The 15,408-nt window shown below is 63.7% G+C and carries 14 protein-coding genes and 1 pseudogene; 9 read left to right on the top strand and 6 right to left on the bottom strand.

Translation table 11 applies throughout. The features are described from left to right. Window positions 1-266: 266 nt before the first annotated feature. From ACP7E3_RS09070 to ACP7E3_RS09055, 4 genes and pseudogenes are all read left to right on the top strand, one after another. Window positions 267-1,613 carry an efflux transporter outer membrane subunit gene (locus ACP7E3_RS09070; protein WP_261755359.1) on the top strand — a complete coding sequence of 449 codons (1,347 nt, stop codon included), beginning with the start codon at window positions 267-269 and terminating at the stop codon, window positions 1,611-1,613. Then, window positions 1,613-2,743 carry an ABC transporter permease gene (locus ACP7E3_RS09065; RefSeq protein WP_426122900.1) on the top strand — a complete coding sequence of 377 codons (1,131 nt, stop codon included), beginning with the start codon at window positions 1,613-1,615 and terminating at the stop codon, window positions 2,741-2,743. The genes ACP7E3_RS09070 and ACP7E3_RS09065 overlap by 1 nt, the downstream gene beginning before the upstream one ends. 109 nt (window positions 2,744-2,852) lie before the next feature. Beyond that, window positions 2,853-3,503 (top strand): annotated as a pseudogene (locus ACP7E3_RS09060) (ABC transporter ATP-binding protein); the annotation flags it as partial. Then, window positions 3,500-4,402 (top strand): HlyD family secretion protein, encoded by a 903-nt coding sequence (locus ACP7E3_RS09055; RefSeq protein WP_426122898.1) that lies wholly within the window; start codon window positions 3,500-3,502, stop codon window positions 4,400-4,402. The pseudogene ACP7E3_RS09060 and the gene ACP7E3_RS09055, both read left to right, overlap by 4 nt. A 34-nt stretch (window positions 4,403-4,436) precedes the next feature. Here the strand turns inward: ACP7E3_RS09055 and ACP7E3_RS09050 are convergent, their stop codons facing one another. From ACP7E3_RS09050 to ACP7E3_RS09035, 4 genes are read right to left on the bottom strand one after another with little or no spacing between them, the layout of a single operon-like run. After that, window positions 4,437-5,297: an efflux RND transporter periplasmic adaptor subunit gene (locus ACP7E3_RS09050; RefSeq protein WP_046384638.1), complete on the bottom strand. Its 861-nt coding sequence runs from the start codon at window positions 5,295-5,297 to the stop codon at window positions 4,437-4,439. A 10-nt stretch (window positions 5,298-5,307) separates the two neighbouring features. Continuing rightward, on the bottom strand, window positions 5,308-5,508 hold the full coding sequence (locus ACP7E3_RS09045; protein WP_046384639.1) for a DUF1656 domain-containing protein: 201 nt from the start codon (window positions 5,506-5,508) through the stop codon (window positions 5,308-5,310). Beyond that, entirely contained in the window at window positions 5,498-7,699 is a 2,202-nt protein-coding gene (locus ACP7E3_RS09040; protein ID WP_426122896.1) for an FUSC family protein, read from the bottom strand. Before ACP7E3_RS09040 ends, ACP7E3_RS09045 begins: the two co-directional genes overlap by 11 nt. Window positions 7,700-7,709: 10 nt before the next feature. After that, window positions 7,710-9,221 (bottom strand): efflux transporter outer membrane subunit, encoded by a 1,512-nt coding sequence (locus ACP7E3_RS09035; RefSeq protein ID WP_108525406.1) that lies wholly within the window; start codon window positions 9,219-9,221, stop codon window positions 7,710-7,712. 182 nt (window positions 9,222-9,403) lie between these two features. Between ACP7E3_RS09035 and ACP7E3_RS09030 the strand changes: the two genes are divergently transcribed. The 5 genes from ACP7E3_RS09030 (at window position 9,404) to ACP7E3_RS09010 (ending at window position 14,191) form a co-directional block, all read left to right on the top strand. Continuing rightward, entirely contained in the window at window positions 9,404-10,372 is a 969-nt protein-coding gene (locus ACP7E3_RS09030; RefSeq protein ID WP_017845908.1) for a LysR family transcriptional regulator, read from the top strand. 507 nt (window positions 10,373-10,879) lie between these two features. Further along, window positions 10,880-11,854 (top strand): 2-hydroxyacid dehydrogenase, encoded by a 975-nt coding sequence (locus tag ACP7E3_RS09025; RefSeq protein WP_108525404.1) that lies wholly within the window; start codon window positions 10,880-10,882, stop codon window positions 11,852-11,854. 96 nt (window positions 11,855-11,950) lie between these two features. Further along, on the top strand, window positions 11,951-12,853 hold the full coding sequence (locus tag ACP7E3_RS09020) for a chemotaxis protein (protein ID WP_017845911.1): 903 nt from the start codon (window positions 11,951-11,953) through the stop codon (window positions 12,851-12,853). Between the two features lie 3 nt (window positions 12,854-12,856). Continuing rightward, window positions 12,857-13,339 carry a GNAT family N-acetyltransferase gene (locus tag ACP7E3_RS09015; protein ID WP_046384643.1) on the top strand — a complete coding sequence of 161 codons (483 nt, stop codon included), beginning with the start codon at window positions 12,857-12,859 and terminating at the stop codon, window positions 13,337-13,339. A gap of 108 nt (window positions 13,340-13,447) precedes the next feature. Continuing rightward, window positions 13,448-14,191 carry a YkgJ family cysteine cluster protein gene (locus tag ACP7E3_RS09010; RefSeq protein WP_046484579.1) on the top strand — a complete coding sequence of 248 codons (744 nt, stop codon included), beginning with the start codon at window positions 13,448-13,450 and terminating at the stop codon, window positions 14,189-14,191. Here the strand turns inward: ACP7E3_RS09010 and ACP7E3_RS09005 are convergent. Further along, on the bottom strand, window positions 14,188-14,976 hold the full coding sequence (locus ACP7E3_RS09005) for a transporter substrate-binding domain-containing protein (RefSeq protein WP_046384645.1): 789 nt from the start codon (window positions 14,974-14,976) through the stop codon (window positions 14,188-14,190). The two genes, ACP7E3_RS09010 and ACP7E3_RS09005, sit on opposite strands and share 4 nt — an antisense overlap. Window positions 14,977-15,144: 168 nt before the next feature. Then, the gene (locus ACP7E3_RS09000; protein ID WP_017845915.1) at window positions 15,145-15,378 is read right to left on the bottom strand and encodes a hypothetical protein; all 234 of its coding nucleotides are present in this window, start codon (window positions 15,376-15,378) and stop codon (window positions 15,145-15,147) included. Window positions 15,379-15,408 lie beyond the last annotated feature (30 nt).

Below are 15,408 nucleotides of genomic sequence, written 5' to 3'. Positions count from 1 at the left end.
GCTTGCGCGCACAGCCCAACGCCCTGAGTCCCCCGCTCATTGGCGGCAATACAATTTCGCTACAGAACTGAACGGACACTCTCGCTAGAGTGACGCGCTGACCTCTGACTCAACACGCTCAGACCTCATACCTCGCTTGTCGTTGATCGCTGTTCGCGTCGATTCGACACAGTCGTTCCGGTACCTCTTGGGTGACCCCTATCAAGCCTTTAAACAAATCGCGCGCCTGTCGGACGCTGCTCACACTGTCACTGGGGTTAACTGCGGTGACAGGCTGTTCGGTCGCACCTCTGCCCGCGTTGAAACCGCCCGCGCCAGAGGCATGGCGCAATGCACCGTCCCCTCTGGCGCCGGCCAAGCCCGACCTCAATCGGTGGTGGCACGCCTTCAATGATCCTGAACTCGATACCCTGGTGGATCAGGCATTGCACAACAACCTCGACGTCGCCGCCGCAGTCGAGCGCCTGCGGGCTGCGCGAGTGCTGAGCCAACATTCGCAAGCGCCCTATCTGCCCTCGCTCGGGATCAAGACCCACGACGCGATAAGCCCCGACACCAGCAGTTCGTACTTCCTGATCGGCTTCGATGCGCAATGGGAACTGCCACTGTTCGGCGCCAGGCAGAGCGCGGATCGCATCGCCGAGGGCAACCAGGCGCTGGTGGCCGCCGACTTGTGCAGCGTCCAGGTGTCGCTGGTCGCCGAAGTCACCCGGCATTGGGTTGAGCTGCGTTCGGCGCAACACGCCGAACGCGCGCTGACGGCCATTCGTGACGCTCAGCAGGAAAAACTGGCGCTGCTGCGTGTGCGCGAGCAACTTGCCCTGGCGCCGCACGCTGACGTGGCGGGCGCCGAGGCGGAACTGGCGCGAGCCGAGATGCAGCTGAGCGGGCCGCAACAACGGATCCACCGCCATGCACAGCAGTTGGCGCTGTTGTCGGGTCGGCCGGAGCCCGACCCGCGCTGGCTGCAGCCCGGACCGCAGCCCACGCTCGGCCAGTGGCAACTCAACAACGTGCCGGCGGACCTGCTGCGCACACGCCCGGAAATTGCCAACGCCGAGGCCGAGGTTCTTGTGGCCGCCGGGGAGTTGGGGATGAGCCGCGCCGATATCTACCCGCATCTCAGCCTGGGCGCTTCGTTGCAGTGGTCGCTGAACATTGCCAGCAACCGCAAGCGCACGCCCAGCGGCAACAGCATTTTCTCGGCCGGGCCGGGGATCAGCATCCCGTTGTTCGACTGGGGCCAACGTATCGCCACTGCCCGCGCGAAAGACCACCTGTTGCAGGCAGCGGTTCTGACTTATCGCCAGGCCGTGTTGCAAGGCGTTGCCGAAGCCGAAATCGCCCTGGGCGACCTCGAACAAACGCGCCTGCGCGAGCACGCCTCGCGCCAGGCCCATAAGGCGACGCAGACGCGCCTGGAGGCCTTGCAACAACGCGAGCGCCTGGGGCTCATGAGCCCACTGGAGCTGACGAGCGCCCACGTGCAGGCACTGCAAGCCATGCGACAGGCCGACAGCGCCAGCACCGAACGGGACATCGCCTACATCGCGCTTTATAAAGCCCTGGGCGGCGCACCGTTACCGAACCCGACAGTGAAGGATGCTGACTGATGGTGGCGCTTGCCCGTCTGACACTGATCCACGAATGGCGGCGCTTCCTGCCCGCGATGATTGCCGTAGGCTTCGCGGGGCTGCTGCAGTTGCTCCAGGCCGCGCTGGTGCTGGGTATTTTCGGCAGTGCCAGCGTCTATATCACCGGCTCTACGGCGGACCTCTGGGTCGGTTACCCCGGCACGCAAAGCGTCAACCTCGGGAGACCGATCGATGCCGGCGTGGAAATGCGCCTGCGCATGGACGCCGATGTCCTGCGTGTCGAGTCGTTTCGCTGGGTCGACGCCGATTGGCGCGGTGCGCGAGATACCGGTGGCGTGTCGGTGTTTGTCAGCGGCATCGACGCCGGGCCGGACGGCCTGATGTTTGCGCGCGCCCTGCCGACGGCACTGCGCGCCCGCCTGGCCGAGCCCGGTGCGGTGATCGTCGACCGCGCCGATCTGAGCACCCTGGGCGTGAACCTGGGGGACGCCGCGACCATCAACGGGCAACGTGCGCGCGTGGTAGGCGTCACCAGCGGCCTGCGCGCGCTGGGCGGGGTCAATGTGCTGGCGTCGCTGGCCACCGCCCGGCAGCTCGACACCACCACCGCGGCAGACCGCATCACCTACCTGGTGGCCAAAGTGCGCGATCCCGCTCAGGCCGGTGCGGTTGCCGCGCGCCTGAGCAACGGCCCTGCGTTCGGTAACTATTCGGTATGGACCGCACAACAGTTCGCCCAGCGCTCGCAGATGTATTGGATGTTCGACACCGGCGCCGGTGCCGGCGTGCTGTTTCTGGCCGCGATTGTGTTCCTGGTGGGCGCGGTCATCACCAGCCAGACGCTGGTCGCCGCGGTCGTCGGTTCCATCCGCGAGTACGCCACCTTGAACGCCCTTGGCGTCGGCGTGAATGCCCTGCGCAAAGTGGTCATGGAGCAGGCTTTCTGGGTCGGGGCACTGGGGCTGCTGGGCAGTTCGGTGCTCGCCGGCCTGTTCTTCGCCCTGGCGGCGCACTACAACGTGCCGGTGCAGCTTTCGCCCGTCGCGGCCCTCGCCTGCCTGTGCCTGAGCATGCTCCTGGCGCTCGTGTCGGGCCTGGCGGCCATCCGCACCTTACGCCACGCCGACCCGGCCAGCCTTCTGAGATAGCACTGCCATGAGTCTCCTGACATCCGCCACACCCTTCACGCTGCAAGCCAGCAGTATCAGTAAATCGTTCACCTCGGGGCGGGTCGTAACCCCAGTGCTGCATGACATTACCCTGGCGATACGGCCCGGCGAACTGACCCTGATCTCAGGCCCGTCCGGCTGTGGCAAAAGCACGCTACTGGCGATCCTCAGCGGCCTGCAGCAGCCCGACCGCGGCAGCGCATCGGCCCTGGGGCACAACCTTTCAAGCCTCGACACGCGGGCCCTGGAGAATTTTCGCCTGCGCCACACCGGCTTCGTATTCCAGGGGTTCAACCTGTTTCCGGCGTTGACTGCGCAGCAACAGGTCGAGCTGCCCTTGAGCTACCTGGGGCTGCCGAGCACGGAAGTCCGAGCGCGCGCCATCGAGGCGCTGGAGGACGTCGGGCTGGGCTCGCGCATGCAACTGCGCCCGGCCGAATTGTCCGGCGGCGAAAAGCAGCGCGTAGCCATTGCACGCGCCGTGGCAAAGGCCCCCGAGTTGTTGTTCGCCGACGAACCGACCAGCGCCCTCGATGCGGCCAACGGCCAGATCGTGATCGATATTTTGCACCACATCGCCCGCACGCGTGGCACCACGGTGCTGTGCGTCAGCCACGATCCGCGCCTGATCAGTAATTGCGACCGCGTGCTGACCATAGAAGACGGCCGCATTTTGAACGATCAATCCCTTCCCTTCCAACCGGCCGCTATGGTCGGAACCCAGGAACACTCTGTATGAACGTGCGCCCGCTTCGCTCTTGGCTGCTTCTGAGTACCGCACTTGTATTGCTGAGCGCCTGCTCCCGTGAAGATGCGCCTTCCACGCCGACGTCAACGGCGCCAACCTACCTGGCCGTCGCGCGCGGCCGTATCGATGTGGAAGGCGGTTTGCTCAAGCTCGGCGCGAGTCGCGACGGCGTGGTCGCCGAGATCAAGGTGACGGAAGGCGAGCAGGTCAAGAAAGGCCAACTGCTCGCCACCCTGGACAGTGAACTGGCGCAACTGGCAGTCGCCGCCGCACTGACCGAGCAACGCCAAGTGCAGATCCAAGCCAAACAGTTGGCAAGGCAGCTCAAGTTCGCCGAGCAGCAGGCCAGCCGCCTGACCGCCGCCGCCAAGGCAGGCGCCGGCGACAGCCAGAGTGCCGATGGGGCCCACGAGGCCGCCGAGCGCTTGCGCGACGAGATTGAAAAAACTCAGACAGACGCCGAAGTCGCCGCGAGAAAGCTGACGGCGGCACGCTACGAACTGGCGCAACGCAGCCTGCGTGCGCCGGTCGACGCCGAGGTGGTTCGGCGCCTGATTCAACCCGGTGCCGCAGTGTCTGCACAGTCCGGGCCGGCTTTCGTTTTGTTGCCGAACCAGGCGCGTATCGTAAGGGCTGAGCTCAACGAGTCATTCACCGGCGCGGTGCGCCCCGGGATGAAGGCCGAAGTCACCGATGACAGCGCCGATGGTTCAGTGGCGCTGACCGCCCATGTGGTGCGGATCAGCGCGGTACTGGGCAACAGCACCCTGGAAGACGACGCCTTGGTCAGGGCCAATACGCGTACCGTTGAATGCATATTGGCGTTCGATCAGCCGGCGCCGCCGTCTCTGCGCGTGGGGCAGCGCCTGCTGGTGCGGTTTGGGCCGTAGGTAATCGTCACGACCCGCCCAGCCCGACAGAGGTTCAGTGCTGGATAGAGTCGACAATCACCGTGCAGGTAATCCCCGCCGCCAACAACACGCCTTCGGGCACTTCATCGATATGAATCCGCACCGGCACGCGCTGGGCCAAGCGCACCCAGTTGAAGGTCGGGTTCACGTCGGCGATCAGTTCGCGGCTCTCGGGGTTGTCGCGGTCGTAGATGCCGCGAGAGATGCTTTCCACATGGCCCTTGAGGGTTTCGCCGCTCATCAACTGCATATCGGCCTTATCGCCGACCTTGACGTGGGGCAGTTTGGTTTCTTCGAAGAAGCCATAGACCCAGAACGAGTTCATATCGACCACGGCCATCTTGGCTTCGCCGATGCGCGCGTAGTCACCGCGATGCACGTTGAGGTTGGTGACGTAGCCGTCGACGGCCGCCACCACTTGCGTGCGCTTCAAGTTCAGTTCGGCGGCTTCCAGTTGTGCCTGGGCGTGCTGGTAGTCGGCGAGGGCCGAGTCGGCGACGTTGCTGGCGTCGTCGCGGTTTTCCCTGGAGATCACCAGCGCGTCGAGGTCGGCGCGGCGGTGGGCGTTGTCTTTGCGCATTTCCCAGGTGGCTTTGCGCGATGCGACAAGGGCTTGTGCCTGTTTGACGGCGAGGCGGTAGTGCTCGGGGTCGATCTGCATCAGCAGGTCGCCCTTTTTCACCAACTGGTTGTCACGCACCGGCACGTCGACCACTTCGCCGGTGACGTCGGCGGCGACGTTGATGATGTCGGCACGCACGCGGCCATCGCGGGTCCAGGGGGTTTCCATGTAATGCACCCACAGCGTGCGGCCAATCCAGATCGCCAGAGCCAGAACCAGCAAGGTCGCGAGCAGGCTGAAAAACTTTTTCATCGGGGCATTCTCAACGGTAGACGGTCAGCGCCAGGGCGCCGAACAGGCAAACGAACAGGCTCAGGCGCAGCAACGCCGGGTGCCAGAAAAAACGGTACAGATCGAACCCCGCCAGGAAGCGGTCCAGCGCCCAGGCCAACCCCGCCGCGATCAAAAACATCAGGGTCACGGTCGGCATGTAAATGCCGTGGAACGCGATTTCACGAGGCATGCCCAGCTCCTTTCAACATAAGCGCGCCTTGGGGCTTGTAGGCCGCCAGCGGCGATTGCGGGTCCAGCAGCGAAGTGCGGATGAAGTGCAGGTAGCTTTTCACCCGACGCAGGGCCGAGGTATCGAAGTGCGGCGCGAAGGGTTCGTCGGTCGCCTGCACGCGGCTGATCGCATGGTCGACGGCAATCAGCCCGCGCTCCAGGTTGCTGGCGCTGGGTTGCAGGAACAGGCGCACCAGTGAGCGGCCCATCACGCGGATCGCCTGGCGCCAGGGCTGGGATTCGGCGTAGGCCGGGTGGACCGGCAGGATCGCCTGTTCCTTGCGCAACTCGATGATCGCATGGCCGACTTCAAGCACCACGAACATCCAGCGCAACAAGTTGCGTTGCACTTGCGGCTGGCCGACAGCGAGGCCGTAGGCCTGGTGCAGCAGGTCGCGGGTGCGGCTTTCGAAACTCGACGCCAGGCCCTTGAGCTTGCCGCTGATCGCGTACACCACTTGCTCGCGCAGGTCCTGTTCCAGGCGGCGCCACAGCCAGCGGCTGTTGGGCGGCAGGATGATCGCCCCCGCCGCCGCGCACACCAGCATGCCGATGATCATCGCGATGTAGTCGTTGATAAAGTTGTAGGGGTTGTAGACCGTGAGGTTGTCCGGCACCGAACCGGTGCTGAAAAAGATCAGCAGGCCCACGCCGACCCCGGCGTATTGCGGGCGTGAAGCGAGGAAGGCGCCGAGGATGATCACCGGCGCGAGCATCACGCACAGCAGCGGGAAGCCGTCGATCCAGGGAAACACGAAAAACATTTCGACGAAGCCCACCAGCGCCCCGATCAGGGTGCCGCACGCCATCTGGAACGCCATGCGTTTGGGGTTCGGCGTGGCGGCGGACAGGCCGACGGTGGCGGCGGCGATCATGGTCATGGTCGCGCCGCTCGGCCAAGCGGTCGCCACCCAGTAGCTGCCGAGCACGATCAGGATGAACGACGCCCGCACCCCCGAGGCCACGCAGGCCAGCCAGTTGGTTTTGGGGATGAAGGTTTCGTCCCACTGTTCCCGCGCATGGCTGTGATCGGCCAGGGAGGCGTGGGTCTGTGCGTAGTTGTGCAGGTCGTCGACGAAGCGGTAGAGCAGCTCGTAGGCGGTATGAAAGTCCAACTGCTCGTCTTCGCTCGGGTTGCCTTGCTGGAAGATCGCTCGCAGGCTGCGGACCTTGGCGGGCAAGCCGTCCTTGTAGACGCTCAACTGGTTGACCAGCCGCGCCGCGTCGGGGCTGGTGAGGGCGCGGCCGGAGAACCCGTCGAGCACCTCGGCCAAGTCCTGCAAGCCCGGTTTGATTTCGGCGACAACGTGGTCCGCGGCATCGGCACGCAGGCGTTCGAGCAACTGGTGCAAGGCGTTGAAGCGCGTGGTGATACTCATGAATTCGCTGTTGAGGCGACTGAGCCGGCCATTGCGCCGACGCATGTGCGGGTCTTCGAACACGGTGAGGCTGCGCAGGCCTTCCAGGCCCACGGCTTCGGCGATAAAGCGCACGTTGGTGCTTTCGAAGCTCTCGCGCTGGCTGCGCCCACGCAGGCCGTCGGTGACGAACAGCGCGAATACGCCAAACCGCTGGTACAGCGCGTTGCGCATCGCCGCACTGGAGGTCTGCGGCAGGATCGCCGCGCTGACCAGCGTGGAGACCAGAATCCCCAGGGAAATTTCCAGCACCCGCCACACGGCCGCCATGAACGCCCCGTCCGGGTGGGCCAGGGACGGCAGGCCGACCATCGCAGCGGTGTAACCGGCGAGCACGAAGCCATAGGCGCGAAAGTTGCGGTTGCGCGTGGCGCCAGCGGTGCAGATCCCCACCCAGATCGCCAGCGAGCCGAGGAACAGCTCGGTGTTCTGCGCAAACAAGGCGATCAGGAACACCATCACCGCCGACCCGGCCAAGGTGCCGAGGAAGCGATAGAAGCTCTTGGCGAACACCTGGCCGCTCTGGGGTTGCATCACGATAAACACGGTGATCATCGCGGTGCGCGGTTGCGGCAGTTCCAGGCGCATGGCCAGCCACAGCGTGGCGAACGCAGCGATCAGCACCTTGAAGATGTACACCCAGGTCACGCCGTCACTGCGTGCCCAGTCGAAAAAGCCACGGCGCCACTCAAGGGAATACAGCCAGCGCAGCGGTGCAGGCAAGGGAGTCATCAAATCCTACTCAGTGATCGAACACGGCGAGCGCCGCCGGGGTCTTGCTCGGGACAGTCTTGGTGTCTTGCGGAACATCGTTGCCGGCGCCCAGCCCGCCGCCCAGGGCGGTCACCAGGTCGGCGTGGGCCGTCAGACGCGCGGCCTGCACCTGCTGCTCGACTTGCTGCTGGCGGAACAACAGGGTCTGGGCGTTCAGCACATTGAGGTAATCGGTAAGGCCGCGCTGGTAGGCGATCATCGCGATGTCGTAGGTTTTCTGCGCCGAGGCCACCGACTCTGCGGCGAAGCCCTTTTGCTTGTCCATGGATTCGCGGCGGATCAACTGGTCGCTGATGCCCTTGAGCGCGTTGACCAGGGTCTGGTTGTAATGCGCCACGGCGATGTCATAGCCGGCGCTGGCTTCACCCAGCTGCGAACGCAGGCGGCCGCCGTCGAAGATCGGCAGGGTGATGGCCGGGCCGACGTTGTAGTTGAATTTCTTGCCGGTCAGAAAGCCCAGCATGCCACCGCCGGTGGCCATGTAGCCGAGGCTGCCGACCAGATCGACGTTGGGATAGAAGCCGGCGTGCGCGACATCGATGCCACGCGCCTGCGCTGCCACCTGCCAACGGCTGGCGACCACGTCCGGGCGCTGGCCGAGCAATTGCGCGGGCAGGCTGGACGGCAATTTCAGCGGCGCGCCGAGGGACAAGGTCGGACGTTGCAGTCGCGCGCCCTCGCCCGGGCCTTTACCCGCCAACGCCGCCAACTGGTTGCGGCTCAGGGCGATCTCTTCGTCCAGGGCATCGAGTTGGCGATGGGTCTCGGGCAACGGGGTTTCGGCCTGGCTCACATCGAAATGCGTGCCAATGCCCGCGTTCAGGCGTTTATTCGCCAGGTCGAGAATCTGCTGTTGCTGGGCCAGCGTGGCCGCGACGATGTCGCGGTTGGCGTAATGCAACGACAGCTGGATATAGGCGCGCACTACGTTGTTCTGCAGTTCGAGCTGGGCCTGGCGTGCTTCGGCCACGCTCATGTGCGCCAGGTCGACAGCACGCTCGGTGGCGTTGCTTTCGCGGCCCCACAGGTCGAGGGCGTAGCTGAAGCCCAGGGACGTATTGTTGTCCCAGGTGTTGGAACCGCTCAATGCACCCGGGCCGTAGAACTGGTCGTTCGGCCAGTTGTGGCGCTTGAGGGTGGTGTCGCTGTTGATCTGCAACGACTCGGCCGACTCGACAATCCCGGCCATGGCCCGCGCTTCACGCACACGCGCGGCAGCCATGGCCAGGCTCGGGCTGTCGTGGGTCGCGAGTTCGACCCAGCGGTTGAGCTGGGGATCGCCGTAGGCCTGCCACCATTGCGCGGTGGGCCAGCGGGCGTCCCGGGCGGCGCTCTGGATCGCCTCGTCGGTGGCCAGGGTATTGGCGTTGAGGGCCTGGTCTTGGGGGGCGATTCCTCCGGTTCCGATGCAGCCGCTGATTGCTAACGATAAGGCCCAAACACTGAGAGTCTTCAGCTCTCTGCTGATGCGACGCGGCACTGCTGCGAATTCCTGAGGTGGGTGATGCAGGGTAGGTGGTGTAATTCTAGGACGCGAGGGGAATGACGATAAGCTGGTATTCCTGTGAATCTTTATTACCGTTCAGGCGATAATCCCTTCGTAGGGATCACTGGTCTACGTAACTTTCTGTCACAATTTGCTATCTCCCTTGAGAACACCCCATGGACACTTTGCAAAACATGCGCGCCTTCAGTTCTGTGGCCGAAGCCGGCAGCTTCACCGCCGCCGCCGCACAACTGGACACCACCACCGCCAACATTTCGCGCGCGGTCTCCAACCTGGAGGCCCATCTGCAAACCCGCTTGCTCAACCGCACTACCCGCCGCATTGCACTCACGGAGGCGGGTAAACGCTATTTATTACGCTGCGAGCAAATCCTGGCCTACGTCGAAGAAGCCGAGGCCGAAGCCAGCGACGCCCACGCGCGCCCCGCCGGCCAGCTGAAAGTGCATACCATGACCGGTATCGGCCAGCATTTCGTCATCGATGCCATTGCCCGCTACCGTCGCACTCACCCGGACGTGACCTTCGACCTGACCCTGGCCAACCGCGTGCCGGACTTGCTCGATGAAGGCTACGACGTGTCCATCGTGCTGGCCAGCGAACTGCCGGACTCGGGCTTCGTGTCCCAGCGTCTGGGCATCACCTACAGCATCGCCTGCGCCTCGCCGGACTACGTCAAGGCCAAAGGCTGCGCGCAACGGCCCCACGATCTGCTCAACCACGCCTGCCTGCGCCTGGTCAGCCCGGTGGTCCTGCTGGATAAATGGAGCTTCAACGGCCCTGACGGCCAGGAAAGTGTCGCGATCAACACATCGCCGTTCCTGGTGAACTCGGCCGATGCGATGAAAACCGCCATCACCAGCGGCATGGGCGTCGGCCTGTTGCCGGTGTACGCCGCCATCGAAGGCCTGCGCAACGGCACGCTGGTGCGGGTGATGCCCAACTATCGCTCCCAGGAACTGAACCTGTACGCCATTTACCCATCGCGCCAGTACCTGGATGCGAAGATCAAGACCTGGGTGGAATACCTGCGCGGTTCGCTGCCGGAAATTCTCGCGGCGCACCAGGCGGAATTGGTCGCGTATGAGTTGAGCGGCAGCCTGGGCGGCGTGCGGATGGCGAACTGATTTCTGCCAGACGATAGCGATCCAATGTGGGAGGGGGCTTGCTCCCGATAGCGGTAATGAAGTCATGCATGTATTGGCTGACACACTGCTATCGGGGGCAAGCCCCCTCCCACATTTGGATCTCCATGGATCAGATAGAACCCATTTGGCTCTTGCTCTTAGGAGCGGCCTTATAACCAACCTGAGCCTGGAAACTGGACTCGGTCAAAAATGTAGGAGGGGGCAAGCCCCCTCCCACATTTGGATCTCCATGGATCAGATAGAACTCATTTGGCTCTTGCTCTTAGGAGCGGCCTTATAACCAACCTGAGCCTGGAAACTGGACTCGGTCAAAAATGTAGGAGGGGGCTTGCCCCCGATAGCGGTAGTGAAGTCATGCAGGTATTGGCTGACACACTGCTATCGGGGGCAAGCCCCTTCCCACAGAGGTTCAACGGTGTCCTGACAATTGCCGGCAGGAATGTTAGCTTGCTTGGCATTCTTCCGTAGTCGATGAGCCCGCCTGCAATGAAAAAGACTGTCCTCGCCTTCAGCCGTATCACCCCGGAAATGATCGAACGCCTGCAACAGGATTTCGAGGTGATCGCCCCCAACCCCAAGCTGGGCGACATCAATGCACAGTTCAATGAAGCCCTGCCCCATGCCCACGGCCTGATCGGCGTGGGGCGCAAGCTGGGCCGCGCGCAACTCGAAGGCGCGAGCCGGCTGGAAGTGGTGTCCAGCATCTCGGTAGGCTATGACAACTATGACGTGGCCTACCTCAGCGAACGCGGGGTCATGCTCACCAACACCCCCGACGTCCTCACCGAAAGCACCGCCGACCTCGCCTTCGCCCTGCTGATGAGCAGCGCACGCCGGGTGGCCGAGCTGGACGCTTGGACCAAGGCCGGCGAGTGGAAAGCCAGCGTGGGCGCGTCGTTGTTCGGCTGCGACGTGCATGGCAAGACACTGGGCATCGTCGGCATGGGCAATATCGGCGCCGCCGTGGCCCGGCGCGGGCGCCTGGGCTTCAATATGCCGATTGTGTACAGCGGCAACAGCCGCAAGCCCGCACTGGAGCAGGAACTGGGCGCACAGTTCTGCAGCCTGGATCAGTTACTCGCCGAAGCGGACTTCGTCTGCCTGGTGGTGCCGTTGAGCGAAAAGACCCGGCACCTGATCAGTCATCGCGAGCTGGGGCTGATGAAATCCAGCGCGATCCTGATCAATATTTCCCGCGGCCCGGTGGTCGACGAACCGGCGCTGATCGAAGCCCTGCAAACCCAGCGTATTCGCGGGGCGGGGCTGGACGTGTATGAAAAGGAACCGCTGGCCGAGTCGCCACTGTTCCAATTGAGCAATGCGGTGACCCTGCCGCACATCGGCTCGGCGACCCATGAAACCCGCACAGCCATGGCCAACCGCGCCCTCGACAACCTGCGCAGCGCCCTGCTCGGCCACCGCCCGCAGGATCTGGTCAACCCGCAGGTATGGAAGGGCTGAGATAAGTCAACTTCATCGGCCCATTCCCCTAAAGCCTGGGCCGATGAAGTCGATAACCCTCCATAGATGATCAACCCTGATCCACAGAAGGTTTTTATGTCCACGTCTAAAGCCCGCGCAGACTCACTCTCGCTTCTGCTCTTTACCTTGCGCAGCGGCAAGTTGATGGCCATTAACCTGCTGAAAGTCAGCGAAATCATCCCGTGCCCGCCGCTGACCAAGCTGCCGGAGTCCCATCCGCACGTCAAAGGTATCGCCATGCTGCGCGGCACCTCGCTGTCGGTGATCGACCTGAGCCGCGCCCTCGGCGAAATGCCGTTGGAAGACCCGGACGGCGGCTGCCTGATCGTCACCGATGTCAGCCGCTCCAAGCAGGGCCTGCATGTGCAGGCGGTGAGCAAGATCGTGCATTGCCTGACCACCGATATCCGCCCGCCGCCCTTCGGTGCCGGCGGCAATCGCTCGTTTATCACCGGGGTCACCCAGGTGGAAGGCGGGCTGGTGCAGGTGCTGGACATCGAAAAAGTCATCCACGGCATCGCCCCGGCACCGATTGAAATGGCGCCGACCGACTTGACCATGGAAGAGGCCGAAGTGCTGGGCAACGCGCGAATCCTGGTGGTGGATGACAGCCAGGTCGCCCTGCAACAATCAGTACACACCCTGCGCAACCTCGGCCTGACCTGCCACACCGCACGCAGCGCCAAGGAAGCGATCGACGTGCTGCTGGAACTGCAGGGCACCGTCGAGCAGATCAATGTGGTGGTGTCGGACATCGAAATGTCCGAAATGGACGGTTACGCCCTCACCCGCACCCTGCGCGAAACCCCGGACTTCCAGGACCTTTACGTGCTGTTGCACACCTCCCTGGACAGCGCGATGAACAGCGAAAAAGCGCGCGTGGCCGGGGCCGACGCGGTGCTGACCAAATTCTCCTCGCCCGAACTGACCAAATGCCTGGTGGTGGCCGCCCAGACCGTGGCGCAAAAGGGCCTGTAAGCGGTGGCCGAGTATTTCCAACTGCTACGCCGCGACCTCACCCGCGACCTGCCCGCGCCGCAGTGGCCGGCCGGTACGCAGTTGGATCACTACCGCGACGCATGGGCCCCGGCGATTCACGCGGTGTTGCGCATGACCCAGGCGCAAGGCGGCGGCCACGTCGCCGACCTGCAAACCTGGCAGCGGCAGTTCGTGACCGATGCCGAGTTCGACCCCACGCTGTGCCTGGTGGCGAGCAATGCCGAGGGCATCCTCGGCGTGGCCCAGTGCTGGACCAGCGCCTTCATCAAGAACCTGTCTGTACACCCCTGCGCCCAGGGCCAGGGGCTGGGCCGCGCCTTGTTGCTGCACACCTTCCAGGTGTTCAAGCAGCGCGGCGAACCCTACGTGGACCTCAAGGTCCTGGAAAGCAACCGACGCGCCCGGCAACTCTATGAAAGCGCGGGCATGGTGTTCGTGCTGCGCGATGTGGTCAGCGAAGACTGACGGGCACTGGCGCACAACTTGCTTTCAGTGCTCCCGAACGTTGAAAAGAGGTGAAAACCCGTCACCGTTCGCGCGAGCCCTCCGACCTAGCCTGGTGACAGATCTGCCATGAACACTCATTTTTCCTGCGTCGGTTGTGGCAAATGCTGCACCGACCACCATGTCCCCCTGACCCTCGCAGAAGCCCGCCAGTGGGCGGCTGACGGCGGCAGCGTGATCGTTCTGGTGGAAGGTTTTCTCGGCAACGGCCTGGGCCTGCCACTGCAACAACGCGAACATGCCGAACGCCGTTCGGCGATGGTGCCCAGCGGCACGACCCAGGCATTCGTGGCCATCACCTTTGCCGCCTACAACCCCGGACGCTGCCGGAATCTTGACGAAGACAACCTGTGCCGCATCTATGAACGCCGACCGTTGGTCTGCCGCATCTATCCGATGGAGATCAACCCGCACATCCCGTTGAACCCTGCCGCCAAGGAATGCCCGCCGGAGTCGTGGGAACAGGGCCCGGTATTGATTGCCGGCGGCGAGTTGATGGACGCGGAACTGGCTGAACTGATCCGCCGCTCGCGCCAGGCCGACCGCGACGATGTGCAGACCAAAGAGGCGGTGTGTGCCCTGTTGGGGATTCGCACCACGGCGCTCAAGGGCGATGGCTTTACGGCGTACCTGCCGCAGATGGATGCCTTTACCCAGGCGATCGAGCGGGCGGCGAGCCAGCCCGGCGTGGCGAATGAGTGGGTGTTTCATGTGTCCGCGATGGACATCGCCGAACAGTTGCTGGACGCGGGGGCACAGCTTGCCACCGAGGTGCCGGCCAACTATGCGTTTATCCCGCTGCGCGCCGCCTAGTCGTTGGGCGCGACGGAAACGGCATCCAGGCGGTAGGGCTGAATGATCCGTTGGTATTCGCCGCTTTGCATCAGTTGTTCAAGGGCGCAGTTGAGGGCATTGCGCAAGGCGGTATCGGGCTTGCGCACCGCGATCGCCACGCCGCTGCCCAGGAGTTCGGCCGAAATGGCGGGGCCGAGGAAGTCAAAGTCCTGACCATCGACGGTATCGAGCAGCACCTCACGGATTTCCACGGTGCCTTGCAGGGTCGCATCGATATCCCCCGCCACCAGGCTGCGAATCAGTTCGTCATTGAGCCAGAAGCTCTTGACGATAACGCCCTTGGGCGCCCACCGCGCTCGGGCGAAGGCTTCGCGATTACTGCCCAGCAACACCCCGACACGCTTGCCCTTGAGCGACCGCACGGTCGGCAGCAGGCCGGATGTTCTGCGGGCGACCAGGCGCGTGGTGAACGGATACAGCTCATCGGTGAAGTTGACCCAGCGCCGACGCATCGACGTGGGCGCCATGCCCATGATTGCGTCGAACTGCCGGGCCTCCAGGGCCGGGAAGTTTTCCACCAGCACCTGGTCGACCCAGGTGCAACGCACATTCAACTGCACGCACAGGGCGTTACCCAGGTCGATGTTCAGGCCGACCAGTTGGCCTTGCGGGTTGCGGCTCTGGAAAGGCGAGAATTGCGCAGCGACGGCGAAACGGATCTCGCGCCGTGGCGACTCACCGGCGGCAACGCTATCGGCCGCCAGCAATAACGCGAGCACGGCACAAATGTGTATCAGAGCCACAGGAAACGTCCTTTTCCGGAAAGTCCAACCTCACCCTCCCGCACCGACGGAAAACGCCGGGGCGGCACGGAGGCTGTGCAAGCTTTCAAGAAACGGTCGTGGCCCTACAATCAGAAATTTCAGCAGACGTTGTAGGCAATAGTCGACACAGCGTGCGACTTATTATTCTCAGCGTTTACCCATCGAACGACGGGTGCCCGGCGGCGCCATGCCCGGGGACTTGGTATGCCCGTTCTTGGCGCCGTTCTTGTACCACGGCTGGGCGGCATTCTTGGCCCCGGCCAGTTCACCCGGCTTGAACGGAAACTTGAACGCCGGGATCTCGGTTTTTTCAACGCTTTCAGCGCTGGCCGGATCGACGAGGTCGGCCGCTTCAACAGGGGGATGTGTCGGGGAAGTCATGGAAGCTCCGGAGCAGGCAAAAATTGATGC

This window comes from Pseudomonas sp. PSPC2-3 (assembly GCF_049898265.1).
GTDB classification, from domain to species: Bacteria; Pseudomonadota; Gammaproteobacteria; order Pseudomonadales; family Pseudomonadaceae; genus Aquipseudomonas; species Aquipseudomonas veronii.
Note: the sequence above shows the minus strand (reverse complement) of the source record. Positions and strands in the feature narration are given on the sequence as shown.